The sequence below is a fragment of the Paraburkholderia sp. BCC1884 genome (assembly GCF_900996225.1).
Lineage (GTDB): Bacteria > Pseudomonadota > Gammaproteobacteria > Burkholderiales > Burkholderiaceae > Paraburkholderia.
The window spans coordinates 52,974-77,501 of the sequence record NZ_CAAJGL010000055.1 but is presented as its reverse complement, the minus strand read 5'-3'; the positions used below and the strand labels follow the sequence as shown (position 1 = coordinate 77,501).

Annotated in this window: 21 protein-coding genes; 14 read left to right on the top strand and 7 right to left on the bottom strand. The window is 61.9% G+C overall.

Going from position 1 to position 24,528, the window contains the following annotated elements:
* The first annotated feature begins 17 nt into the window (after positions 1–17).
* Together lon and FQ705_RS04215 are read left to right on the top strand one after the other, a co-directional pair.
* A complete protein-coding gene (lon, locus tag FQ705_RS04220) occupies positions 18–2,417 on the top strand; it encodes an endopeptidase La (protein WP_144138158.1) in 2,400 nt (799 codons plus the stop codon).
* A 194-nt stretch (positions 2,418–2,611) separates the two neighbouring features.
* Positions 2,612–3,121: a low affinity iron permease family protein gene (locus FQ705_RS04215; protein WP_144138157.1), complete on the top strand. Its 510-nt coding sequence runs from the start codon at positions 2,612–2,614 to the stop codon at positions 3,119–3,121.
* Between the two features lie 66 nt (positions 3,122–3,187).
* Here FQ705_RS04215 and FQ705_RS04210 read toward each other — a convergent pair whose 3' ends face one another.
* From FQ705_RS04210 to FQ705_RS04185, 6 genes are all read right to left on the bottom strand, one after another.
* Positions 3,188–4,084 (bottom strand): fructose bisphosphate aldolase, encoded by an 897-nt coding sequence (locus FQ705_RS04210; RefSeq protein WP_144138156.1) that lies wholly within the window; start codon positions 4,082–4,084, stop codon positions 3,188–3,190.
* Positions 4,085–4,248: 164 nt separating this feature from the next.
* Positions 4,249–4,902 (bottom strand): ureidoglycolate lyase, encoded by a 654-nt coding sequence (locus FQ705_RS04205; protein WP_144138225.1) that lies wholly within the window; start codon positions 4,900–4,902, stop codon positions 4,249–4,251.
* A 71-nt stretch (positions 4,903–4,973) separates the two neighbouring features.
* Positions 4,974–5,387 carry a DoxX family protein gene (locus FQ705_RS04200; RefSeq protein WP_186307783.1) on the bottom strand — a complete coding sequence of 138 codons (414 nt, stop codon included), beginning with the start codon at positions 5,385–5,387 and terminating at the stop codon, positions 4,974–4,976.
* Between the two features lie 261 nt (positions 5,388–5,648).
* A complete protein-coding gene (locus tag FQ705_RS04195; protein ID WP_186307782.1) occupies positions 5,649–7,220 on the bottom strand; it encodes an AAA family ATPase in 1,572 nt (523 codons plus the stop codon).
* A gap of 69 nt (positions 7,221–7,289) precedes the next feature.
* Positions 7,290–7,484: a hypothetical protein gene (locus FQ705_RS04190; RefSeq protein WP_144138154.1), complete on the bottom strand. Its 195-nt coding sequence runs from the start codon at positions 7,482–7,484 to the stop codon at positions 7,290–7,292.
* 153 nt (positions 7,485–7,637) lie between these two features.
* The gene (locus FQ705_RS04185; RefSeq protein WP_144138153.1) at positions 7,638–7,871 is read right to left on the bottom strand and encodes a hypothetical protein; all 234 of its coding nucleotides are present in this window, start codon (positions 7,869–7,871) and stop codon (positions 7,638–7,640) included.
* Positions 7,872–7,908: 37 nt separating this feature from the next.
* Between FQ705_RS04185 and poxB the strand changes: the two genes are divergently transcribed.
* The 12 genes from poxB (at position 7,909) to FQ705_RS04130 (ending at position 22,537) form a co-directional block, all read left to right on the top strand.
* Positions 7,909–9,630 carry a ubiquinone-dependent pyruvate dehydrogenase gene (gene poxB, locus FQ705_RS04180; RefSeq protein ID WP_144138152.1) on the top strand — a complete coding sequence of 574 codons (1,722 nt, stop codon included), beginning with the start codon at positions 7,909–7,911 and terminating at the stop codon, positions 9,628–9,630.
* A 13-nt stretch (positions 9,631–9,643) separates the two neighbouring features.
* Positions 9,644–10,015, top strand: coding sequence for a YtcA family lipoprotein (locus tag FQ705_RS04175; protein ID WP_260854384.1), 372 nt, complete (start codon positions 9,644–9,646; stop codon positions 10,013–10,015).
* 19 nt (positions 10,016–10,034) lie between these two features.
* Positions 10,035–11,132, top strand: coding sequence for a multidrug transporter subunit MdtN (mdtN, locus tag FQ705_RS04170; RefSeq protein WP_313955658.1), 1,098 nt, complete (start codon positions 10,035–10,037; stop codon positions 11,130–11,132).
* A gap of 5 nt (positions 11,133–11,137) precedes the next feature.
* Entirely contained in the window at positions 11,138–13,306 is a 2,169-nt protein-coding gene (locus FQ705_RS04165; RefSeq protein WP_260854388.1) for an FUSC family protein, read from the top strand.
* Positions 13,307–13,310: 4 nt separating this feature from the next.
* Entirely contained in the window at positions 13,311–14,855 is a 1,545-nt protein-coding gene (locus FQ705_RS04160; protein ID WP_313955657.1) for an MdtP family multidrug efflux transporter outer membrane subunit, read from the top strand.
* The gene (locus FQ705_RS04155) at positions 14,856–16,328 is read left to right on the top strand and encodes a mechanosensitive ion channel domain-containing protein (RefSeq protein ID WP_144138150.1); all 1,473 of its coding nucleotides are present in this window, start codon (positions 14,856–14,858) and stop codon (positions 16,326–16,328) included.
* A 170-nt stretch (positions 16,329–16,498) separates the two neighbouring features.
* Entirely contained in the window at positions 16,499–16,897 is a 399-nt protein-coding gene (locus FQ705_RS04150; RefSeq protein WP_144138149.1) for a MucR family transcriptional regulator, read from the top strand.
* Positions 16,898–17,182: 285 nt separating this feature from the next.
* Positions 17,183–18,694 carry a helix-turn-helix transcriptional regulator gene (locus tag FQ705_RS04145; RefSeq protein ID WP_186307781.1) on the top strand — a complete coding sequence of 504 codons (1,512 nt, stop codon included), beginning with the start codon at positions 17,183–17,185 and terminating at the stop codon, positions 18,692–18,694.
* A gap of 252 nt (positions 18,695–18,946) precedes the next feature.
* Complete coding sequence (locus FQ705_RS04140) at positions 18,947–20,335, top strand: cytochrome ubiquinol oxidase subunit I (protein ID WP_144138220.1); 1,389 nt, start codon at positions 18,947–18,949, stop codon at positions 20,333–20,335.
* A gap of 4 nt (positions 20,336–20,339) precedes the next feature.
* On the top strand, positions 20,340–21,347 hold the full coding sequence (gene cydB / locus FQ705_RS04135; protein WP_144138147.1) for a cytochrome d ubiquinol oxidase subunit II: 1,008 nt from the start codon (positions 20,340–20,342) through the stop codon (positions 21,345–21,347).
* A gap of 32 nt (positions 21,348–21,379) precedes the next feature.
* Positions 21,380–21,523, top strand: coding sequence for a hypothetical protein (locus FQ705_RS33955; protein WP_186307780.1), 144 nt, complete (start codon positions 21,380–21,382; stop codon positions 21,521–21,523).
* A gap of 27 nt (positions 21,524–21,550) precedes the next feature.
* A complete protein-coding gene (locus FQ705_RS04130; protein WP_186307779.1) occupies positions 21,551–22,537 on the top strand; it encodes a catalase in 987 nt (328 codons plus the stop codon).
* Positions 22,538–22,588: 51 nt separating this feature from the next.
* On the opposite strand, the gene FQ705_RS04125 is transcribed toward FQ705_RS04130, so the two are convergent.
* A complete protein-coding gene (locus FQ705_RS04125) occupies positions 22,589–24,238 on the bottom strand; it encodes an ATP-binding protein (RefSeq protein WP_144138145.1) in 1,650 nt (549 codons plus the stop codon).
* Positions 24,239–24,528 lie beyond the last annotated feature (290 nt).

Below are 24,528 nucleotides of genomic sequence, written 5' to 3'. Positions count from 1 at the left end.
CGGATCGAGGAGGGTAGATGAGCACGGACAGCGAAAGCAAAGCCCCTGAATCCCGCCCGGCGAGCCCGGCGGCGACCGACGTGCCGGCCTTGCCCAAAGACTCCCTGATCCTGCTGCCGGTGCGCAATACCGTGCTTTTTCCTGGCATGGTACTGCCGCTCACGGCGGGAGTCGGACGCACCAAGGACGACGTGCAGGCGGCCGTGATGCGACAGCAGCCTTTGGGCATCGTGCTGCAACGCGATCCGCAAAGCCAGGACCCGGCCTTCGACGGTCTCTACACCGTGGGCACGGTGGCGAACGTGCTGCGCTATGTCACCAGCCCGCAGGACGGCGCGCATCATCTGGTGTGTCAGGCGATCGAGCGCTTTCGCCTGATCGAGCCGGTGACCAACCTCGGATTCCGGGCCGCGCGCGTCGAACTGCTGCCCGACAGCACACAGCGCGACTCCGCCATCGACGCACGCGTGCTGGTCCTGAAACAACGCGCCGGCGAAATGATCGGACTGCTGCCTAATGCGGGCGCCGAACTCATCAAGGCACTGGACTCGATCGAAGCGCCCGGCATGCTCGCCGATACGGTGGCCGGGCTGCTCGACATTCCGCTCGAACGCAAGCAGGACATTCTCGAGACGCTCGAACTGTGCAAGCGGCTCGACAAGGTGCTGGATGCCGTCGCCGGACGCATCGAAGTGCTGCGCCTGTCGCTCGAAATCGGCGAGCAGACGCGCGGCCGGCTCGACCAGCGACAGCGCGAGATGATGTTGCGCGAGCAACTCCGGACGATCGAGCACGAACTCGGCGAGAACGTCGAGAGCAAGGAAGAAGTGCGCAAGCTTGCCGGGGCGATCGGCAACGCGCACATGCCGCCGGAGACCGGGAGCCACGCGCGCAAGGAACTGGCGAGGCTGGAGCGGATGCCCGAGGCGAGCGGCGAATATTCCATCAGCCTGAACTACCTCGAGTGGCTGACCGAACTGCCGTGGCAGCTGCCGGAAGGCGCGCCCATCGACATCGGTCGCGCGCGGCAGATTCTCGATGAAGCGCACTTCGGTCTGGATAAGGTGAAGCGCCGCATCCTCGAATATCTCGGTGTCAGAAAGCTCAATCCGCATGGCAAGGCGCCGATTCTCTGCTTCCTGGGGCCGCCCGGAGTCGGCAAAACGTCGCTGGGCCAGAGCATCGCTCAGGCGCTGGAGCGGCCGTTCGTGCGTGTGAGTCTGGGCGGCGTTCACGACGAGGCGGAGATCCGCGGCCATCGCCGCACGTATATCGGCGCGATGCCCGGCAATATCATCCAGGCGATCCGGAAAGCCGGCGCGCGCAACTGCGTGATGTTGCTTGACGAACTCGACAAGCTGGGGCAGGGCGCGCACGGCGATCCTGGCGCAGCGATGCTCGAAGTGCTGGACCCCGAGCAGAACGCCTCCTTCCGCGACAACTATCTGGGCGTGCCGTTCGATCTGTCCGGCGTGGTGTTCGTGGCGACCGCGAATCAGCCCGAAGGCATTCCCGGACCCTTGCGCGATCGCCTCGAAGTGCTGGATTTGCCGGGCTACACCGAGGCCGAAAAATTCCAGATCGCGCAACGCTTTCTGGTGCCGCGTCAGCTGGAAGCGTGTGGTTTGACGCCGGCGCAATGCGAGTTGAGCGACGCGGCGCTGCGGGTGATCATCCGCGACTACACCCGCGAAGCGGGCGTGCGCAGTCTGGAGCGGCAGATCGGCTCGGTATTCCGCTATGTCGCCCTGCGGGTCGCAGAAGATCCGGCAACGCGGGAGCAGATCGACCCCGAACGCCTGCCGTCGATACTGGGTCATCGCCGCTACGAAAGCGAGGTGGCGATGCGTACCAGTCTGCCGGGCATGGTGACCGGCATGGCGTGGACGCCGGTAGGGGGCGAGTTGCTCTTCATCGAAGCCAGCAGTTCTCCGGGCGGTGGCCGGCTGATGCTGACCGGGCAGTTGGGCGACGTGATGAAGGAGAGCGCCCAGGCCGCGCTCACGCTGGTCAAGTCGCGCTCCGAGGCACTGCATATCGACGCCGCGAGCTTCGACAAACGCGACATCCACGTTCACGTGCCGGCGGGCGCGGTGCCGAAGGATGGACCAAGTGCCGGCGTGGCCATGTTCATCGCCATCGCCTCACTGCTGATGGGCAAGGCGGTGCGCAACGATTGCTCGGTGACGGGCGAGATCAGCCTGCGCGGCATCGTCCTGCCGGTGGGCGGCATCAAGGAAAAGGTATTGGCGGCCTTGCGCGGCGGTATCGGTACGATCCTGCTGCCGGCACGAAATGCGGCGGACATCGAGGACATTCCCGAGGACGCCCGCAACCAGTTGCGCTTCGTCCTGCTGGAAACCGTAGACGACGCCGTGCGCGAAATCATCGAACCGGGCGCGCCCAAGCCTGGCTAACGTGTCTTTACCTGGTTACCGGATTACCGGGAAGAAAATACAAACACGGTACGATTTGCCGCGAAAAGATCGGCTTTTGCGTGGATGGCAAGCAGTCAACTGCGCCGGCCATAGGCCGAAGCTTGCAAGATCGTTTCACCGTGTATCGGCATGGATATTGCGGGTGTCGTTGCGTCAACTTTCCGGAGCCGCACATGCCCAACCGACCTGTCGCCGCTGCGTCCACTGACGAACTCGATACTGTTCCTGACACCGTGAGCCCGGCTTACGCGGGCCGCCATCCGCTCACCCGCCTGTTCGACCGCTTCGCTAGCGTGGTGACGCGGTGGGCCGGTTCGCCCGCGGCATTCTGCCTCGCGGTCGTCACCGTAGTCGTGTGGATCGTGACGGGGCCGATTTTTCATTACTCCGATGGCTGGCAACTGGTCATCAATACCGGCACCACCATCGTCACCTTCCTGATGGTGTTCCTGATCCAGCAGAGTCAGAACAAGGACAGCGTCGCGCTGCATCTGAAGCTCAACGAACTGCTGTCCTCGCACCGGTCCGCCGACAATCATCTGATCGGTATCGAAGATGCCTCGGAGGAAGAACTGCGCAGGCTCGCCGCGGCCTATCTGCGGCTGTCGACGCGACCCCGAGCAGAGGAAGACGCGGCGAAGGTGGACGTAGCCGAAGCGGCAGGCCAGACCAGCGAGCGCTGAACCGGACCCGCCAGGCCGCTCGCCGGGGCATCGCACGGTGCGAGCCCCGGCGAACCGCGTACTCGATTAAACCTTCGCGACCGAAGCCTGATAAATCTCGTCGACGGCTTCGGCCAGCGCGGCGTCGAATTCGCTGTCGCTCATCGATACTTTCAACTCGTTGATCAGGGCCCGCGAAAAGCTGGCGATCATGCCGTGATTGGTGGCGAGCCGTTCGCACGCCTCAGTGCGCGAGTAGCCGCCGGACAGCGCGACCACGCGCACCACGCGCGGATGGTCGATCAGCGGCTGGTAGAAATCCGCCACGTCGGGAATGGTCAGCTTGAGCATCACGCGGCCGGTCTCCGGCAGGGCGTCGAGACCCTTGAGCAGTTCCGCGCGCAGCGTCGCTTCGGCGCCGGCCTTGTCCGGACTCTTGATCGACACTTCGGGTTCGAGAATCGGGATCAGACCATGCGCGCCGATCTGCGCGCCCAGTGCGAATTGCTGTTTCGCAATCGCCGCGATGCCTTGCGCCGAATTCTGGTGGATGACCGAGCGCATCTTGGTCCCGAAGATGCCGAGCTTCACGGCCCGCTCCAGCAGCGTGTCGAGACCGGGAATCGGCTTCATCAGCTGGACGCCGTCGGCTTCGGCTTCGAGGCCTTTGTCGACCTTCAGGAACGGCACGACCCCGCGCTCTTCCCACAGATAGGACGGCACGGCCTTGCCCTCGGCCTGTCCGTCCATGGTGGCTTCGAACAGAATGGCGCCGATGATCTTGTCGCCGGTGAAGGCGGGTGCGGTCATGATGCGCACGCGCATCTCGTGAATCAGCTTGAACATCCCGGCTTCGTCGCTATAGGCGCTCTCGGGAATGCCGTAAAGCTTCAAGGCGCCGGGGGTCGAGCCGCCGCTCTGATCGAGCGCTGCGAAGAAACCCTGTTTGTCAGACACCTGCGCCATCATCTTGTCATTTGCCACGAACGTCTCCCTCTATCAGAAACTGAATTCCAGACCAAACCCTGTCCGGTCAGGGCTCATCGCCCTCGATACATGAAGTGTACTGGCATTAGCGAAAATCCCGGACTTCACTAAAAAGATGCTAGCAGCGCAAGTGCGGCAGCACACATCAGGCCTGCCCATGCTCAGCTCGGCGCCTGGATCGGCGCTTCCAGCAGGCAGCCGAACTCGCGGGCGAACTCGACCGACACGCGTGCATGCACGGCGCCTTGTTTGTCGAAGAAACGCTGGGTGCCTGCCAGGGTGAACACGCCTTCATGCCAGATGTTCGGATGAATATAGAGACCTTGCTGTCCGTCGAAGCGGAAGCACACGAATTTTTCCGGCGTGATGTCGTCGCCGGGCAGCGCCAGCGGGACATAGAAAGGACCTGGGTCGAGCGGGAAGAACAGCTGGCCGCCGTCCGGATGGTAGTTCGCGTGCCAGAGCAGCATGCGTTGCGCCGGGCCGACGTGGTCCTCGCGCGCGTCTTGCGGTTCGCATCCGTAGGCGAGGACGTAGTGGCCGCTCACCGCTGCATTGCGACCGTAAAGAATGTCGCCGCGCCATTCGCTCACGAAGGTGCCTTCGGTGGTGCCGGCTTCGTCGCCGGTGCCGGGGTCGATGGGACGCGAGCCGCGCGCCGGCCATTGCACGATTTCGACCGGACAGTCGTTCGGGTCGGCGACCAGCCGGCCATAGCCTTCGAGCGTGGCGGGCGTGGCGTCGACTACCGGCATCGGGACACGTCGCAGGCCGCGGGGAAGGGCGGGGTTGAGGTAATCGATTTCCTGGGGCATCGGCATAGTTTATCCGAGCCTGCCGGGCGCTCCAATCCAGAGCGACGAAGTCGCTTAGCGGGTGCGCCCGCTCAGCGCCGGCGCATTGCCCCGTCTTGCGCCGCCGGTCTGCCGAAGCGAAACCGACCCGGCCCGGCGATGGCGATCGTGCCGAACAGTATCAGCAGCATCCACGCAAACTGGCCTTGCTCGAGCGACCAGTCGCGATGGACGAAAGCCAACGCGATCACCACGACGACCAGGATCGGCAGCGCGGCGAACCGTGTCGCGATCCCCAGAATCATCAGCGGCGGGCAGATCACTTCCGCGAAAATCGCGAACGCCATCGACACGCCGCGGCCCAGATGAAACGGATCTTCGATGACCGCCGCCTGGCTCGCGTAGTGAATGAGCTTCGGCAAGCCGTGAACCGCGAGGACCAGCAGGCTCGCGCAGACTCGTAAAAACAGCAGCCCAATGTCCACTAACGTCGGCCTGGATTGCACGTGCTGCCTCGTTGTCGATTTCAATCGGATTAATCATAGGCAAGCACAGGCGGCAAGTCCTTCCCGTCGTCCTTAAACTTTCTTAATGCGAGGCTGAAATCAGCAAAGGACGGCCGCGTCCCGGTGATCTGGTGAGCGACGTGGATCTGCATGGATTGCGACGCGCAAATAGCCGAGCGCGCGGTCCCATTGCCTGGCGGCCCCGAAATGTCGTGCGAGCTCGGCGGCGACGAGTCGACGCTCAGGCGGCGGACGCAGTCCCTAGAGCGCTTCTGCAACGCGCAGATGGGCGCTGCCGCTGCGCAGCGTTCCCTGGCGTTCATAGAACGTCTGGCGATAGATGGCATGGCGGAAGGTGTAGGTTCGTCCGCCGAAGCCGGGATCCAATGACGGTTGGGCCTCCCGGCGGATAAAACTCTCCTGTCGGCACAGCACTTCGCAGACGTCCTCGAAGTCCTCCCGGCTCATTCGCGCCGCGGCGGCTGCGGTGGTGGCATCGAACGAGAGGCCCGCGACGCTCGCGGCTTCGAGTACTTTCTGCTGCACTTCACTCAATCGCCGGATACGGCGCTCAATGACCTGACTCAGGGTGAGCGGTACCTCCAGCCGCACTTCCGATGGTGAAATATGAAGTTTCCAGCCTTCCGGGGTCGACTGCGCAATCCCCCGCTCCACGAGGTTGTCGAGTGTCGCGACCATGAAAAGCGGATTGCCGCCTGAGCGTTCGCGCACGAGTTCTGCAAAGTCGTTCACGTGCGCCGGCACGGAACTCTGCGCACCGCCGGCCAGATATTCGGCGGTCGCCCCTTCGGTCAATGGCTGCAGCAGCATATCGTGACAGAGGTTTTGCAGCCTGAGGTCACGATTGAGCGTGCATAAAGGATGTTGAACGACTTCCGCGTCTTCGGGGCGATACGTCGCAATCACGATCAGGCGGGCGTCACTGCGGTGGCGGGCGAGCGCAGAGAGCAGGTCGACAGTGGAGTAGTCGGACCAGTGGAGATCTTCGAGAACCAGCGCTACGGGACTTTGCAGAGACAAAGCCTCGAGGAAATCGCAGATCTCGCGCAGCATTCGGCCGCTTGCAGCGCCTGCCATTTGATGCAGAAGCTCGGGACGGTGCGCTTCAGGGACCGCGCCCGACATCTGAAGCGCCCAGGTTGGCGCAACCGACCTCAGCATGCCCATGATCAAAGGGCCTGCTGCCCCTCGCGCGAGTTGAGTCAGTGCGTCGAGAACCGGATAGTAGGGCTCTGTGCCGCCGTAGCCCTCGACGCAACGCCCGAGCGCCTTCAATACGGTGGCGTCGTTTTCGAGTGAGTCCAGAAACCGGGTAACGAGCGTGGTCTTGCCGATGCCCGGCTCGCCGGCGACGAACACGACACGCGACGAACCTTGCCGCGCTTCGTCGAACAGGCCGCTGAGCTGGTTCAACTGCGACATGCGGCCGACGAATGAATGATGGCCAACGTGGCGGAAGTCCTGGGGGATGCGCTGCGTCGGCACGAGAGCCGAGCGCTTGAGCGGGGCGATAAAGCGGTATCCACGGCCGCGCAGCGTTTCGATATAGGTCGGATTCCGTGGGTCGTCGTCGAGCGCGGTACGTATCGACAACATGTGCGACTTCAGTACTTCGGGTTGTACTTGCACCTTCTGCCAGAGGGCGTCGAGAAACTCGTCCTGGGTAATGAGGCGGCCCGAATTGTCGATCAGATACTGAAGCATATCGTAGGCGCGCGGAGTCAGCGCAAGCCGGCGGCTGGTACCGTCGGCTGGGCATGCCCAGACGCACCGGTTCGCGCTATCCAGCCGGAAAGGGCCAAATTCAATCATGCCTACTGCTCCATTCATACGTATTAGTTTTTAGTGATGTGTGAGCGATCAATTACATGAATCAGTAACTTACCCGGCGTCGTCGAGGCCGACTTCGGTACATTCAAAAGCACGGATAATCGACTGACGGCATGTCTCGTTTTGCCTCACATGGGTATTGACCGTGCCAGGAGCTGGCGCCAACAGACGAGCAGTCGGAATATCGTCGAACCCCATTGCCGCGATATCGGCAGCGCTGGCGCCACCCGTTTCGTCGACGCTCATATGCACTGCAACGTCGGATTCGAAGCCGGCTTCGTACATCGCGTGTTAATACGGATTGCCAACGAACGCGCCCTGGAAGCGACTTCCGGTGCATGACAAACGCCGTACTAATTCGTATTGGTTGCCACTCAGCATAGCGTAAGTGTAAGAACGCTAAAAGTTAAACTTGTTTAACAAAACCCGGTGCGGCACCTCGAACAAAACGTCTGCGCGCCGAGCGATTGTGTAATCGGTTTGAATTGCAAAGTCAGAAATATGAAAGCAATCGACCGACCGCACTTTATCCCCCGTCAGGGGGATTTCATCGAGGTGGCGGATAAAGGCAAACTTTGCTGGTGCCAAACGAGCCTCGTGACAACGCTCGCTCAGCTTATCGATCAACGACAAGCGCGTTTCGGTCCTTCCCATTCTCAGGAGGCAACACATGACTACAGCGGCGGACTATCTCGTCGATACCCTTGCGCATGTCGGGGTAAAACGGATCTATGGTGTGGTCGGTGACTCGCTCAATGGAATATCCGACTCGTTGCGACGGACCGACAAGATCGATTGGGTTCACATGCGCCATGAAGAGGGCGCTGCGTTCGCAGCGGCCGCCGAAGCGCATCTGACCGGTGAGCTTGCCGTGTGCGCGGGTAGTTGCGGGCCGGGCAATCTGCATCTGATCAACGGTTTGTTCGACGCGCACCGTAGTGGCGTGCCGGTGCTGGCGATCGCCGCGCACATTCCGAGCACGGAAATCGGCATCGACTACTTTCAGGCCACGCACCCGGAAAGCCTGTTTCGCGAATGCAGCCACTATGTCGAGCTGGTGTCGGATGTCGGCCAGTTGCCTCAAATCCTGACACGCGCCATGCGGGTCGCGGTCGGCAGAAGAGGCGTCGCCGTGGTGGTGATTCCGGGTGACGTGGCACTCTCGCCAACGATTGCACAAGTCGCTCCCTGGGTGGTGCCCACCAGTGCCCCGGTGTTACGCCCGTCCGATGACGAACTCGCCTGTCTCGCCGACATGCTGCACGATGCGTCACGGGTGACCTTCATGTGCGGCGCGGGATGCGCGGGCGCGCGCGACGAAGTGATCGAGCTGGCGAGGCGCGTGAAAGCGCCGATTGTCCACTCGCTGCGCGGCAAGGAATATATCGAACACGACAATCCCTACGATGTCGGCATGACCGGCAATGTCGGGTTTGCTTCCGGCTTTGCCGCCATGAAGGCCTGCGACCTGCTGTTGCTGCTCGGCACTGACTTCCCCTATCGTCAGTTCTACCCGGAGAACGCGAAGATCGTACAGATCGACGTTCGTCCTGAAGCATTAGGTAACCGCTGTTCGCTGGATCTCGGTCTGGTCGGCACGGTGAAGGATACGCTGGCCGCACTGTTGCCGTCGGTCAACGACAAGCCGGATTCTGACCACCTCGACAGTGCACTCGCGCACTACAAAAAGGCGCGCAAAGATCTGGACGAGTTGGCCGAAAGCAGACCGTCGAGCACCGCGATCCACCCGCAATACGTGACGCGACTCGTGAGCGAACTTGCCTCCGACGACGCCATTTTCACCTGCGACGTCGGTACGCCGATCGCGTGGACGGCGCGCTATCTGAAGCTGAACGGTAAGCGCCGGCTGGTCGGATCGTTCAATCACGGCTCGATGGCCAATGCCATGCTGCACGCGATCGGAGCGCAGTGCGCGTTTCCGGATCGGCAGGTGATTTCGATGTCAGGCGATGGCGGCTTCACCATGATGATGGGCGATTTCATCACGCTCGTGCAGGCCAAACTCCCAGTGAAGCTGATCGTGCTGAATAACGGCACGCTGGGTTTCGTCGAAATTGAAATGCGGGCGTCCGGTTTTATCGACACCGGCTGCGATCTCGTCAATCCGAACTTTGCGAACATGGCCGAGGCGATGGGCGTCAAGGGCATCCGCGTCGAGAAGCCTCAGGAACTCGAAGGTGCGATTGCAACGGCGCTTGCGCACGACGGGCCGGTACTCGTCGACGTAGTCAGTGCCCGCCAGGAACTGATCATGCCGCCCAAGACTACCGTGGACGAAGCGTGGAAGTTCGGCATCTTCATGATGCAGGCGGTGCTGGACGGCCGGGGCAGTCAATTGATCGACATCGCGAAGGTCAATCTGACGCGCTGAATCGGACAGAACCATGCAGAGTCGAACCCGGGTGCGGCCTCCGGCGAAGAATGTGGCTCGTTTCTCGGGTCAAGCCATGCCCGAAACACGACAGCGCACCGCGCCGGCCCGGCTCAATTGGGTCGGGCGGATTCGCGGAGGCTTCGTTCTGCTGCTGTGCGCCCTGACGGCAGGGTGCAGTGGCTCGCCCTCGATCGCGATACTGGGTGCCTATTTTCCTGACTGGCTGTTTTGCATCGCGGGCGCCGTGCTGGCCGTCGCCTGTGTGCATGTGCTGTTGTCGCGCAGTGGACGAGGTGCCCTGCTCGAACCTCCTGCACTTGTCTACCCTGCGCTGACAGTGTTATTCGCAGTCGCGCTCTGGACTGCCGGCTTCAACTTATGATCGACATGCGAGCGACGTTGTGAACTTGACAGCTTCGAACCGCGCGAATGCGGACCAGCGTCGTCCGCGAACCTGGTTGGCCATCCTTCTGATCCTGCTCGCCGTGCTCGCGGTGTGCGCAGTGATCTGGCGCGTCGACACGACACCGCGCACCGACGACGCGTACGCCTACGCCGACACCATCGGCGTAGTGCCGGAGGTGAGCGGCAAGATCGTCACGCTCGCTGTGCGAGACAATCAACAGGTGAAGCAAGGCGATCTGCTGTTTCAGATCGACCCAAGGCCCTATCAATATGCTCTGCAACGGGCGCAAGCCGAACTCGCTCAACTGGACGCGCAGATTCCGCTTACCCAACGCAGTGTGAACGCGCAAGTGTTCGGCGCGGCGGGCGCCAAAGCGGCAGTGATCCGTGCGCAAGCGGCGGCGAAGCAGACCGCCGACACCCTGGCCAGAACCGAGCCGCTTATCACGAAGGGCTACGTTTCCGCAGATGAGCTGGAGCGGGCTCGAACCGCACAACGTTCCGCACAGGCTGAACTCGATGCTGCCGAGCAGCAGGAGCGCGAAGCCCGGGCGGCCGTCAGCGGTGTCGACGCGCTCGTCGCGCAGCGCTCGGTCTTGCAGGCTCAGATCCAGACAGCCCGGCTCAACCTTGAATATGCAACCGTGCGCGCACCGTTCGATGGCCTGGTGGTCGAACTGCGGACTTCGATCGGGCAATACGTATCGGCGCAAAAACCGGTGTTCACGCTGATCGACACGCGGCACTGGTATGTGATTGCGAATCTCCGCGAAAACGAACTGGGTCACATCCGCCCCGGCACGCCGGCCACCGTCTATCTGATGAGCGACACCGGGATCCGTTTCAACGGAGTGGTGGATTCGATCGGCTTCGGCGTCGATCCTCAGGATGGCGCCGGTACGGCCAATGGCTTGCCGTCCATCGAACGTAGCATCAACTGGGTGCACGTCGCGCAACGTTTTCCTGTGAAGATCCTGATCGACCAGCCCAATCCGCGGCTCTTCCGGATCGGCACCTCGGCTGTTGCGGTGTTGCGTCCGACCGGTGACGACGCACGGCAGGCACAGGCCGCGCGCGACGGAGCGCCATCGTGAGCGAGATGGAAAGCACCCGGCCGATGCTGGAGTGGCCCGCGCCGCTGATCCGTTTCGCGGCTTTCCTGCGCACGGAACTCGCGCCTTATCCGGGGCGCGGCAATGTCACCCTGCGTTGCGTACTGGGCGGCGCGTTCGTCATCATCGTGTCGATGACCTTGCGGGTGCCCGAATTGCCGTTGTCGTTGCTGGTGATTTTTTACGTTACGCAGTCGAACATCGTACTGACACGCGTCATTGCGGCCAATCTGGTGATCGGTGTCACTTTTGCTGTGGCTTGCGTGGTCGCTCTATATGCGATCGCCTTTGGCTATCCGATGTTGCGCATCCTGATCGCGAGCGCGATTTTTTTCTGCGGCGTCTATCTGATGCGCGCGGTGACCCGGTTCGGGCTCGTCTTTTTTCTGGTCTCGCTGATCGTGATCTATGCGCAGAGTTTCGGCGACCTGACCGATAACACCGAAATGCTCGTACGAAGCTGCCTGTGGGTGTGGGCGGCGGTCAACTATCCGGTCGTGACCGCGCTGATCCTCAACACAGTGCTGTTGCCGGCGGAACCGGAGCGCCAGTTGCGCGCCGCAATGCAACGGCTGCTGACCGCGACGCAAGCAAGGCTCGCGACGCTGGCCGATGCACGCGGCCCACTCGAACCAGTCAGTGCGCTGGCGCTGCAAGTCGATACGATGACGCTGCAGAAGCTGCTGCGCTTTACGACGATGCGCCGCCATTTGAGCGAAGCGCAGGCGTGTGCGATGCTGGCGAGCGTAGCGGCCGTATCGCGCATCGTGGAGGCGGCAGCCTATCTGCCGGAGCGCATTCCTGCGGCCGGGGCGAACCGGACCGAAACCCTGCGCACCGTGCAGGGCGAACTTGCTTCAATGTCGCTGGCGATCGGCGACGATGCACAGTGGCCACGCTGGAACGCGCCGGCCCGGGCGCCGCTGCCCACTTCGATTGCGGGCGTCGACATGATGGAGCGCACCCTCAGCGCATTGGCGGATGCGACGCGCGGCGAAACGGGGGGCCCTGCATCGACACGAACGGGCGCGCCTGGCGAGGCTGCCAGAAACGCGCCGGCCCGCACCGCGTTCTTCCAGCCGGACGCCCTGACCAATCCACGCTATGCGCGCTTCGCGCTGCGTACGTTGCTATCGGTGCTGATCTGCTACGTGTTCTATAACGCGGTGAAATGGCCGGGTATTCACACGATCATGTTGACGAGCCTCATCGTGGCGTTGCCGAGTCTCGGCGCATCCGCGCGTCAAGGCATCCTGCGCGTGGGTGGTGCGCTGACCGGCAGCGGGCTCGCGCTGTTCATGGTCGCATTCGTGATTCCCCATCTTGAGAGCATTAGCGGGCTCCTCCTGATGGCACTCCCCGTGATTGCGCTTGGCGCGTGGCTATCGGCCGGCTCGGAGCGGATTGGCTATGCCGGCACGCAGATCATGTTCACCTTCTCGCTGGCCTTGCTCGTGTCGTTTTCGCCGCCGTCCGATCTCACGGAGATTCGCGACCGGATCGTGGGCATTCTGCTGGGTGTCGGCGTGGCGATTTTCATTCAGACCTGGGTGTGGCCAGAAGGCGAGGGCGACGCGCTGCGCGCGCAACTTGCCTCGGTGCTGCGCGAGATCGCGGCGGTAGCGCGCACCAATGCGACGAAGCTCCTGCGCGGCGCTACCGCTTCTCAGGCGCAGGCCGAACCGGCGCCGTCGACGCTATGGGGCAAACTCGCGGACTGTTCGGCCATGCTTGCGCGCGTCGCGCTCGAACCCGACTGGCGCGAAGGTGACATTCCCGACGTGACCATTCTGTCGCAAGCGGTGCTCGCACAAGGCCGCGCGTTGCTGCTCGCCGTCGACGCCTTCAATGCCGAGGCGACACTCGGCCCGGTGACGGAATCGATCGTGCCGCACGCTGCACAGTTCCAAACCAACGTCGCCGACGCATTGGACCATTACGCGGACGGTCTGGCAATGCAGATTCCCGACGCGATGCCGCCATTGCCGATCGACTTCAGTGCGTTGGGTCCGTTCGTGCAAGCGTTCGCGCCACCGCGAGACGCAAACGCGCGCACGCTCGTCTGGCATGCGCGAAGAATCGACGGCGCGCTAGCCGGGTTACCGCGCTGGACGGCCAATCTGCGTGAAATTGCGGAACAGCCGGTGCACGGGTGACGCCATGATCTGCCTCATTCGGGAATCGCGTTTTCGCTCCAGTGCCGTCATCGGCAAAGGAAAGCACTATTTCGCGCGATGGATCGTGCCGTCGATCATGCCGCTGCTGGCGTCGTGCGCGATCATCCACCACGATCGACCGCCGGCCGCGATGATCGCGCCGCAGCAGGTGCGGATTGCCGACGGCATTCGTCTGCCGAGCGAAGCGTGGCCCTCGGCGCATTGGTGGACCCAGTATGGCGATCCTCAACTCGACACGCTGATCGACCGCTCGCTGGCTCACGCACCGACGCTTGCGATTGCCGAGGAGCATGTATCCCAGGCGCGGGCGCAGGTGGAACTGACTCGCGCAGCCACCGATCTGCAGATCTCCGCACATGCGGAGATCGATCAGCAGCACGTGTCGGATCATGGCTTCCTGAGCGCCTACGCCGATCACAATCCGCCGATCGGCGCATACGGCCCGTGGTACACCTCAGGATTAATCGGCCTCGACGGGCACTACGATATCGACATTTGGGGCAAGCAGCGCGATCAGGTTCGCGCGGCGCTCGGTGAACAGAACGCGCAGCGCGAAGAGGCGGCGCAGGCCGAGCTTGAAGTCGCGGCAGGCGTCGCCGAGCTCTACTTCACGATTCAGACTGCTTATGCGAGCCTCGATCTGTTGCAGCAGCTTCGCGCGACCCGCGCATTCGACTACGACGCTCACGCGGCGCGCAGCGGGCGCGGCCTCGAAGCGCTGACGCCGTCCAACGAGGCCCGCGCGCAACTGCTTGCGATCGACCAGCAGATCGAATCGACCAGAGAGCAGATCGTGCATGCACGAGAGGCGCTGCGTGCGCTGTCAGGCGCCGGCCCCGATGACCTGCCCGCGATCGTGCCGGTGCCGTTGCCGACGCCGTCCGTGTCGTTGCCCGCCTCGCTCTCGTACGAATTGCTGGCACGTCGCCCGGACCTCCAGGCAATGCGCTGGTTGATCGAGGCGTCGCTTGACCGGATCGATGCGGCCAAGGCCGCTTTCTATCCCAGCTTCGACATCACCGTATTTTTCGGTCTGGACGCGCTACGCCTGCGCGATCTGTTCACGCACTCGGCCCAGCAGATCAATATCATTCCTGGCCTCACGTTGCCGATCTTCGACGGTGGCCGTCTGAACGCCAATCTGCACGGCGCGCGTACGGTGAGTAATACGCTGATCGAGCAATACAACCAGGCGGTGCTGAACGCGGTGCGCGACGTCGCGCAAAGCGGGAGCGCGATCGAAGACATCGACCATCGCATGCAGTTGCAGCGCGAGCGAATCGGCGCACTCAGTTTCGCCAGTGACAGCGCCGCGGCGAGTTATCAAACCGGCCTGTCCGATCAGGTGAGCGCGATGGGCGCGAAGGCGCCCGTCATCGAAGCGCGCCTCGCTCTCGTCAAGCTCTCTGGCGACGAGTTGCAGACGGCAATCGGTTTGACCATGGCATTGGGAGGCGGTTATCGAAGCGGCGATCTCCCGGCGGATCGCGAGACCCAAGTAGGCCTTGCCGATCTGAAGAGCCCTTAGATGCCGGACAGCTTCGAACAATTGTTGATACCGCTGGGCGCCGTCGCGCTCAACGGCGCGCTGCTGCTGTGGTGCGGGCGGCGCCGTCTCACCGCGCTGCGTGCCGCCTTGCGCTGTGCCGCGTTTCTGCTTTTCACGGTTGCGATCTTCCGCGCGCACATTACCCCGACCCAGACGCCCGATCTGAGCGCGGCGGCCGAATACCGGCTCGTGCGCGGCGCGGTGCAGATCGTCTGGTGGCTGCTGGCGGCATCGACTGCAAACCTGTTGGCGCGTCTGTACTTCGCGTTCGACGACCGGACCCGCCAGGAACGCTTTACGCTAGATGTCGTCGAGACGCTGCTCTATCTGACGGCGGCGGTCGCGATAGTCGCAGACGTATTCGACATTCCCCTCAAAGGCGTGCTGGCGACTTCCGGTGCCGTCGCCATCGTGCTCGGTCTCGCGCTGCAGAGCACGCTGGCCGACCTGTTTTCGGGCTTCGTCATCAACGCGACCGCACCTTACCGGGTGGGCGATCACATCTCGCTCGACGACAACACGGAAGGCGTGGTGCTCGAAATCACCTGGCGCGCGACGCATGTTCTCAAGCGCAATCAGGACCTGATCGTCGTGCCCAATTCGACGATGGCGAAAACGCGCGTGACCAATACGAGCGTGCCGGGCGGCGTGCACGCGAGCATCGTGAACTTTCAGGCGGTGCCGACTCTGCGGCCGTCGACGGTCATTACCGCGCTGCGGCTGGCCGTCGAGTCGTGTGTCGATATCGACGAGGCAAAGCCGGTGGATATCGTGACGAAGTCGGTAGGCTGGCAGGCGGTGGACTACGAGATTACTTTTTTCGTCTCCGTCGAAGGCGATTCCAACAACACGAAGAATGTCTTCTTCGACGCGGCGTACCGCCATCTCGAAGCACTTGCAACGCTCACCGACGCACGTGACGCTCTCAAGGAGACCGGAGACCATCCACTCGCGCGCAAACTGATCGACGGTATCGACGTGTTCGGTTTGCTGTCGACGCTCGAGAAAACCCAGCTTGCCGGGACCATGACGGTGCGTGAGCTCGCCCCCGGCGATGTTCTGCTGCACGCCGGCGAGGTGCCCGCGGCAATTACGATCGTGGGTTACGGCGTGGTCAGCGCGTCGACGCAACGCGATGGCAAGATCGTCGAAGTGATGCGCTTCTCGCCAAGCGAGTATTTCGGCGAGAGCGGGCCGGTCGCGGGGGTCGCGGTCGACGCCGATCTTTCCGCGAGAACACACGTCATCGTGTTCGACCTGCCCGCCAGCGCCGTCGCGGGCCTGTTGCGCGTGCACCCGGGGATGTCGCAGGCGCTGGCCGCGAAACTCGCCGAGCGTGAACGGCGAGGGCAGGCGTTGATGCAGGTCAGCCACGACCAGCCCATGACACATCACGGTCTGTTGGCCTGGCTTGAGCGCACCATGCAAACGCTGCACGGCTTGCGGGTATAACGCAGCCCCCATCTGGGGGATTGTGTGCGTCGCGATCCGTATTCATAGTGAACCTCGGCCTGCCTGAGGAGACGTCACAATGTCGCGAAGAAACGTGTCTTGCCGTGTGTGGGTTATTCGTCGTTGGTCCGGCGCTCACGTATCCATCGTTTGACTGATTCCAATCACCTGTGCCCCGCGAAGCCAATCTTATCGAGCTCACAGTAGAGATTGTGGCGAGTTACGTTGCCAGCAATTCGCTACCAACGGGCGAACTGCCGGCGCTGATCTCCAGCACACACGCCGCACTCGTGGCGCTCTACGAGTCCGCAACCGAACGCATCAGGCAACGCGCCGCCGTGCCGATCGAAGAATCGGTACACAATGATTATCTGGTCTGTCTGGAAGACGGACGAAAGCTGAAATCTCTCAAGCGGTACCTGCAACGCCAGTTTGGCATGACCCCAGACGAATATCGTGCGAAGTGGTCGCTTCCCGCAGATTACCCGATGGTGGCCCCTGCCTACTCCGCATTGCGCTCCTCGATTGCCAGGCGCAATCCGGTCAGGCCGGATAAACCGCGCGAGTGAGCGCCCCGTCTTACATTCCCTCAAAATAACTCTTTCATTTCCGTTTAGTCATAAGTTAGACGGTTAATGACGTGACCTTTACCAAAATAAAACCTCATCTTCACGCTCTTTAGCGGATCAGAGTTTAGTCTTGACTCAGATATTCGCCGACTGGTGTAGGCCATCCGGTTACCGACGGAGCGTGACATGAATGAAGCGCCGATCTGCAAATTCACTCCAGACAGGACCCAACGTGAGCGACGTGTCGTTCGGCCACGCCCGAGCATTTTTGTCAGCGGACATGTCTTGACGCTGCCTCTCAATGAAGTGCCGGGCGGCAGACCCTGGCATTTGCAGCGCGGCCTGGCCCGCGCCTGGCACCAGTTCGCCAAATTCGATATCGACGCCGCGCTTCGTTCGGCGCAACGCGTCGACCTGCAAGCTGCAACCCTGCCAGGATCGGCCGCCACCGCAGTCCGAGGCGAAACGGCCGCGTTGTGCGCGGCGGCTTTCGTCCTTCAGGACGACGTTGCGCACGCACTGTCCGCCGTGGAATTCGCGTTGCGTTCGGGCGCCACGTCGCCGGTCGCATTAACGGCGTGTCGTTGGGTCTACTGGCGGCTCGGCGATATCGAGAAGCTCTATGCCGTGAAGCGCCGGCAGCCCGGTTCCCAGCCCAGCGCGTTGCACGCGATAACCGGGATATTCGACCTGGCGATCGACGCGGCGATTGCGCTCAGTCAGATGCATTTCCGGGCCGCACGCGTTCTTGCGCAGGATGCACTCGATTTCGCCCGCCGTCATAAGGGTCACACGTTGATCGACGTGTTTCCTGCCTGTGTCGCCGCACAGGTGCTTTACGAAGCCGGTCGCATCGACGACGCCGAGGCGCTGGTCGCGCCACGCCTGCGGCATATCTCACAGGGCGCAGCGCCTGAAATCGCCGTGCGCAGTTATAGCCTGCTTGCCCGCATCGCTTTGCAACGAGGGCAGGTGGGCCGCGCGATCACGCTCCTCGACGAAGCCGAAACGCTCGCGATCCGGCGTGGCTGGCCGCGTCTCCAGGCAGCAAGTCTTGCAGGGCAGATCGAAGCGCACCTGCTACGACACGGCGCCGACCAGGCTGAAATTCGCGTCAGGCGGCTGGCGCGTTTGGCCGAGCAACAAGAGGTATCTGACAGCAGCGTCAACTTCGAGATCCTGCGTTATCGCGTACTCGGCGAGGCGCGTCTTGCGCTGGTTCGTGCGCCGGACACGGTCGACACGGATGCGCTGCATCGGCTCTACGAGGTGACCCGCGCACGACGGGATCGCTACGGCGCCGCGATGATCGGGCTATTGCTGGTGGAAGCATTACTCGCCACCAACCGGCGTAACGAAGCGCTGCTGTTGCTCGCGACACTGATCGAATCGGCTGCGCAGTCCGGCTTGCATCAGACGCTTGTGGATTGCAGCGAACCGGTCTGCGCACTCATCGAAGTCATCGTTCGCGGGGAGAGTGAGCTGGTTGAAGATCAACGCGAATTGCTGCCCTATCTGGGCGCGTTGATGATGCGCCGCCGCGCCGAGATCGAATTGCGGACGGTGCGCGCGGCATCCGTCAGGCTTGGCAAAATGACGCCGCCGATGGGTCTGAGCGACCGCGAACACACGATCGTCCGGCTGATGGGCTCGGGCCTCACGAATAAGCAGATCGCCGCGCATTTGCGTATCGCACCGGAAACCGTCAAGTCACACGCAAAGCATCTCTATGAAAAGCTGTCGGTCAAAAATAGAACCGAAGCAGTCACACTGGCAAGCCGCTACGGTCTTGTCTAGCGGTGCGGGGCGCCGGTCATTGGAGGCGATCGTTCGCCGGACCAATCTGGCGTAAGCATACGCACACCCAAAGCTCACCCACGCCCGCTCGCAGCACATCCCTCTGTCAGGTGAGCCCCCCACCAGGGGGATAGGAACTCGTTTGCGGCCGCCGCACACTTGTCGCTAGTGCCGAGGTCCGAAGGCCCACCCGGGCGCCTGGACGCCGTGTGCCGGATTCGTCTGCAATCAGCCGGAGAGTGAGTGACGCTTATGGACATGTTCGATGCTTTCCACCTCGCAAGACTGCAGTTCGCCTTCACGGTGTCGTTCCATATCGTGTTTCCGGCGATCAGTATCGGCATGGCCAGCTTTCTCGCCGTGCTCGAAGCGCTCTGGCTGTTTACCGGCGACCGCGCCTACCGCGAAATGTTTGCCTTCTGGTCGCGGATATTCGCCGTGGGTTTCGGCATGGGCGTCGTGTCAGGCGTGGTGATGGCTTACGAGTTCGGCACCAACTGGAGCGGATTTTCGAACGTGGCGGGTAATGTCACTGGGCCATTGCTGACTTACGAGGTGCTCACTGCGTTCTTTCTGGAAGCCGGCTTTCTCGGTGTGATGCTGTTCGGTTGGCAGCGCGTGAGTCCGCGAGCGCATTTCTTTGCGACCCTCATGGTCGCGCTCGGCACTTTGATCTCGACGTTCTGGATTCTGGCATCGAACAGCTTCATGCAGACGCCGCAGGGATACGCCATCGAAAATGGCAGGATCGTGCCAGTCGACTGGCTCAAGATCATTTTCAATCCGTCCTTTCCTTACCGGCTCGCGCATATGACCATCGCGGCGTTCATCGTTGCGGGCTTCATCGTCGCCGCGTGTGGCGCATGGCATCTGCTTCACGGCAGACGCGACGCTCCCGTGGCCCGCAGCTTCTCGATGGCGCTCTGGATTCTGCTGCTGCTCACGCCGATTCAGATTTTCGTCGGCGATGCGCACGGTCTCAACACACGCAAGTATCAGCCGGCAAAGATCGCGGCGATAGAAGGGCTCTGGGAGACGGAAAAGGGCGGAACCGCGCTGAACCTGGTCGGGCTGCCGGACATGAACGCGGAAGTCACGCGTTACACCCTCCAGATACCGCATCTGGGCAGTCTGATTCTGACCCATAGCTGGACGGGCGAGATTCGCGGCCTGAAAGAATTTGCACCGGAAAACAGGCCATTTTCTCCAATCATCTTCTGGACCTTCCGCATCATGGCCGGGCTCGGCATGTTGATGCTTCTGACCGCGCTGCTTGGACTATTGCTCCGAATACGCGGCCGTCTTTACGAAACCCGCTGGTATCAATGGTTCGTGCTGTGCATGGGACCGTCTGGACTCGTTGCGTTGCTGGCCGGCTGGGTGACGACCGAAGTCGGCCGGCAGCCCTGGACCGTCTATGGCGTGTTGCGAACCGTCGATTCGGTCGCTCCGATCAACGCGCAGCAGGCAGGCGTCTCGCTGCTGATTCTGGTGATCGTCTATTTCACGGTGTTCGGCACGGGCATCTATTACATGCTGCGAATGATGAAACGCGGGCCGGAAGAATATCTCGAGGGAAAAGGGCAGCGCAAACATCCGGTGTTGCACAATCGCGCGCTCGACGCGCTGGAAACGGAGTAACTTCATGCAGATCGATCTTCCCGTGATTTGGGCGGCCATCATCGGACTCGGCGTGTTCATCTATGTCATGCTGGACGGCTTCGATCTGGGTATCGGACTGCTGTTTCCGTTCTTCGAGGCGAGAGGTGACCGCGATGTCATGATCGAGACGATTGCGCCCGTGTGGGACGGCAACGAAACTTTTCTCGTGCTCGGCGGCGCGGGGCTCTACGGCGCATTTCCCGTGGTTTATTCGACCTTGCTGCCTGCCAACTATCTGCCTCTCATCCTGATGCTGGTCGGCCTGATATTCCGCGGCGCGGCGTTCGAGCTGCGTGCGAAGGCAACGCGCACGCGGCATGCGTGGGATCTGGCCTTTACTTGTGGATCGGCACTGGCGGCGCTGTGCCAGGGAATCGTGCTGGGTTCGCTGCTGCAAGGTATCCGGATCGTCGACCATCGGTTTGCCGGCGGTCCGTTCGACTGGCTTTCGCCGTTCAGCCTCTTTTGCGGTATCGGTGTGCTCGTCACCTATGCGACGCTCGGTTGCGGCTGGCTCATCCTCAAGACCGAGGGTGATCTGCAACGGAGCATGCGCTCATTGATGCGCGTACTCGTGTGGCTGCTGCTCGGCATGATCGGCGCGATCAGTCTGTGGACGACAATGGGTCTGCCTGCCGTTGCACATCGCTGGTTCGGCGCTGGAGATCTTCGATGGTTTCTGCCGGTGCCCGTTCTCGTGCTCGCTTGTGCATGGGGCATTCTGCGCTCCATCAAGCAGCGCCATGAAGCGAGGCCTTTCGTGTTGGCGCTGGTCGTGTGCTTTCTCGGCTATAGCGGTTTGCTGATCAGCATCTGGCCGAATATCGTGCCGCCTTCGCTGACGATCTGGGAAGCATCGTCGAGTCACGCGAGCCAGCTGTTCGCGCTGGTGGGCACTGCGATCGTGCTGCCGATCATCCTGGTGTACAACGCGATGCAGTACCGGGTGTTCAAAGGCAAGCTGAGGGGCGGTGAGTCGGGCTACCACTAAAGCGCCGATCGATTCTTCACATCGACACAACCATGCAGAAAACTGCAATCCGCAGGCTTGTCTCGTCCGGCAAAGGTGCGGGATGGTTTGTGCTCTTATGGTTATCTGGGGTTGCGGGCACGGCGCTGCTGGTGCTTCCCTTTCACGTTCTGATTGCCTTGGCGATGCGTCACTGATCGTAGTTATGGAAAATGGAGATTCGCATGCAAGCGTGGAGAGAAGTGTACGACGGTGGATCGCCGGAAGCGGAAAAACAGATCTTTCTCGATCTGGCGGCGAAGATGCTTGAGATTCAACAGAACAATATGGTTAAGTCTGGAAAGACCCGGTACGACCGCACGCTTCATTCGAAGATGGTGGTCGGCGTCACCAATGCTTCGTTGATCGTAGACGACAGCATTCCCGAAGCGTTCCGTGTGTTGCATTTTCAGCCGGGCGCGACGATTCCGGTGGCGGTGCGCTTCTCCAACGCCAGTGCGATTCCACAACCGGACTCGGCTCCCGATATGCGCGGGATCGCCTTGAAGATGACGCTCGATGAAACCGCGATCCATGACTTCCTTCTAACAAGCTTTCCAGTCTCGCACGCACGCAATGCGCGGCAATTCGTCGATTTTGCTTCGCTTGCGCAAGGTCCGCGGGAGACGTTCAAGGAGCGTCTGTTATCGAGGTTCGGAGAAGCCGAGACAAAACGCATGCTCGACAACATTCAGCAAGGGGCGCGTCCGTGCACGAGCCTGGCGATGCAACGTTTCTGGAGCCGGGGAGCGGTTCTGTGGGGCGAAGCGGCGGTCCGGTTCGATCTTCGGCCGGCGCACTCCCACAGCGCCGTCGCTGCCGCAGACGAGGCGTCGGATGATCTGCATAAAGAGTTGTCGAATCGCCTTATTGTCGCTCCGGTTAGTTTCCGCCTTGCGGTTCAGCGTTTCGTCGATGAAGAGAAGACACCGATCGAGGATGCCGGCGTGCAATGGCGAGAAGAGATATCTGCACCGGTCGAGATCGCAACGTTGCATATACCTCGCCAGAACATCGATGACGAAGAAGGCATAAGGGCTGCGCAAGAAGTCGACGCGATGGCGTTCAATCCATGGAATGCACCACCGCTGTTCCGTCCGCTCGGTAACCTGAATCGGGTGCGCGGCGTCGTCTATGGCATGAGTGCGCAGCGCTGGCAGCATCAGTCCTGAAGGGCGGCGGGCCGTCGATATGCGCTGGATGCAAGGTGCGAGACCACGTCGTTAGTGAAGGTTCCGGTTGAGCCCATTCGCCCCTGCGATGCGCAAGCCGGGCGTTGGGTCGATCTCACTCTCATCGATCGGTGTGGGCGCTTCGGGTGTTTCGGCCATGCGGGTTTGCAGGCTCGCTGCGCGGAGCAGTCCGAGCCTTTCGTACAGCGCTTGCCGGTACATCACATGGCGAAACCGGTAGCTGCCGGAATCGAGGTGATGTGCCGGCGACGAATGAGCGTCACGTCGAATAAAGCTCTCCTGTGCACACAGAACCTCGCAGATATGCTCGACCTCCGTGTGCGACATATCAGCGGCAGCTGCGACACTCGCCGCACTGAAGGTCTGTCCTGCCACGCTGGCGATCTCGAGAATGCGCTGCTGCACGGCGCTCAGGCGTCGGATGCGATGCTCGATGACCTGGCCCAACGCGGTCGGGAGCGCAAGCCGCGCGTTGTGCGGCAGGCAATCGAGGCGCCAGCCATCGGGTGCGAGCCGCGCCATTGCCAGCGCGGCAAGCTGATCCAGTGTAGCGGCCATGAAAAGCGGGTTGCCACCGGTTCTCTCGCGTAGGAGTGTGGCGAGGCCTTGCGCCGTAGCGCCGTCCGGCGCTTGCGCACCAACGCTAAGATAGTCGGCGACGGCGATTTCGCTCAACGGCTCCAGTACGATGTCGTGACACAGGCCTTTGAGTCGCAATTCCATGTTGAGGACCGGTAACGGATGCCTGAGCATGGCCGCTTCTTCGGCGCAGTACGTCGCGATGATCATGAGAGGCGACTCGCCACGCTGACGCGCGAGCGCAGAGAGCATGTCGACACTCAGGTAATCGGACTGATGCAGGTCCTCGAGTACCAACACCAGGGGACGCTGCCGGGTCAACTCGTCGAAAAACCCGCAGATTTCACGCAGCATGCGCTCGCTCGCGCCGGCCCCGGTTTGATAAGTCGGGTCCCGCTGGCATTCTCGCGGCAGCGAGCCGGCCATCTGGAAAGCCCAGGTCGGCGCAACCGCTGCAAGGGTTCGTGCGACGAGCGGCCCGGCTGGCCCACGGACGAGTTTCGTCAGCGCACCGAGCACGGGGTAGTAGTTCTCCATTCCGCCGTAGCCCTCGATGCAACGACCAATGGACGTCAGAACCGTTGTGTCGTCGGCCAGCGTATTGAGAAAGCGTGTGACCAGTTCCGTCTTGCCGATTCCCTGTTCACCGGAAACAAACACGATGCGGGTTGCACCTTGACGAACTTCGTCGAGCAGGCCGGTCAGGCGTTCTAATTGCGAGGTCCGACCAACGAACGTGTTCTGTGCGCCTGGCGCAGCGGGGAGAGCGCCGCGCGCCGGCGTGGCTCGAAGGGGGGCAATAAAACGGTAGCCGCGCCCGCGATGGGTTTCGATGAAACGGGGCGAACGGGGATCGTCGCCTAACGTTGTGCGGATGGACAGGACATGGGTCTTCAACACTTCCGGTTGCACAGCCCGGCCCTGCCACAAGGCATCCAGCAGTTCATCGTGCGTGACGAGCCGTCCGGCACGATCCGCCAGATATTGCAGCATATCGAATGCACGCGGGGTGAGTGGCAACCGGCAATCGGGGCCGTCATCGGAGAAGCGCCAGACGCATCGGTTTTCGCTATCCAGACGGAAGGTGGCGAAGGCTATCACTCAGGTTCTCCGATCCAGGACATTTTGAATTGACGGGCGCGCTGATTGGCGTCGTTTGTTTCGTCGGGACGAGACAACGCCAGGCCGGGTCCCTGAATGCAAAAGCCGGCGAAAAACGGCGATAGAATGCGGGTTTGCGCAGTGCCCGATCGAGCGTCGATATCTCCATTGGAATCGTGCTGATTGCCCTCGATGCTACAGAGTGCCTGGCTGTTTTTTAAGTAGCGAAATCGTGCAGCAGTTTCATTGGATCAACGAAGATCAGCCTTCGCGAAAGGTTTCTGTAATTG

Bases quoted from the DNA above. Each gene is read 5' to 3' on its own strand.
- lon (WP_144138158.1), top strand. From the start codon at position 18: ATGAGCACGGACAGCGAAAGCAAAGCCCCTGAATCCCGCCCGGCGAGC.
- FQ705_RS04215 (WP_144138157.1), top strand. From the start codon at position 2,612: ATGCCCAACCGACCTGTCGCCGCTGCGTCCACTGACGAACTCGATACT.
- FQ705_RS04205 (WP_144138225.1), bottom strand. From the start codon at position 4,902: ATGCCCCAGGAAATCGATTACCTCAACCCCGCCCTTCCCCGCGGCCTG.
- FQ705_RS04195 (WP_186307782.1), bottom strand. From the start codon at position 7,220: ATGATTGAATTTGGCCCTTTCCGGCTGGATAGCGCGAACCGGTGCGTC.
- FQ705_RS04190 (WP_144138154.1), bottom strand. From the start codon at position 7,484: ATGAGCGTCGACGAAACGGGTGGCGCCAGCGCTGCCGATATCGCGGCA.
- poxB (WP_144138152.1), top strand. From the start codon at position 7,909: ATGACTACAGCGGCGGACTATCTCGTCGATACCCTTGCGCATGTCGGG.
- FQ705_RS04175 (WP_260854384.1), top strand. From the start codon at position 9,644: ATGCAGAGTCGAACCCGGGTGCGGCCTCCGGCGAAGAATGTGGCTCGT.
- FQ705_RS04165 (WP_260854388.1), top strand. From the start codon at position 11,138: ATGGAAAGCACCCGGCCGATGCTGGAGTGGCCCGCGCCGCTGATCCGT.
- FQ705_RS04160 (WP_313955657.1), top strand. From the start codon at position 13,311: ATGATCTGCCTCATTCGGGAATCGCGTTTTCGCTCCAGTGCCGTCATC.
- FQ705_RS04155 (WP_144138150.1), top strand. From the start codon at position 14,856: ATGCCGGACAGCTTCGAACAATTGTTGATACCGCTGGGCGCCGTCGCG.
- FQ705_RS04140 (WP_144138220.1), top strand. From the start codon at position 18,947: ATGGACATGTTCGATGCTTTCCACCTCGCAAGACTGCAGTTCGCCTTC.
- cydB (WP_144138147.1), top strand. From the start codon at position 20,340: ATGCAGATCGATCTTCCCGTGATTTGGGCGGCCATCATCGGACTCGGC.
- FQ705_RS33955 (WP_186307780.1), top strand. From the start codon at position 21,380: ATGCAGAAAACTGCAATCCGCAGGCTTGTCTCGTCCGGCAAAGGTGCG.
- FQ705_RS04130 (WP_186307779.1), top strand. From the start codon at position 21,551: ATGCAAGCGTGGAGAGAAGTGTACGACGGTGGATCGCCGGAAGCGGAA.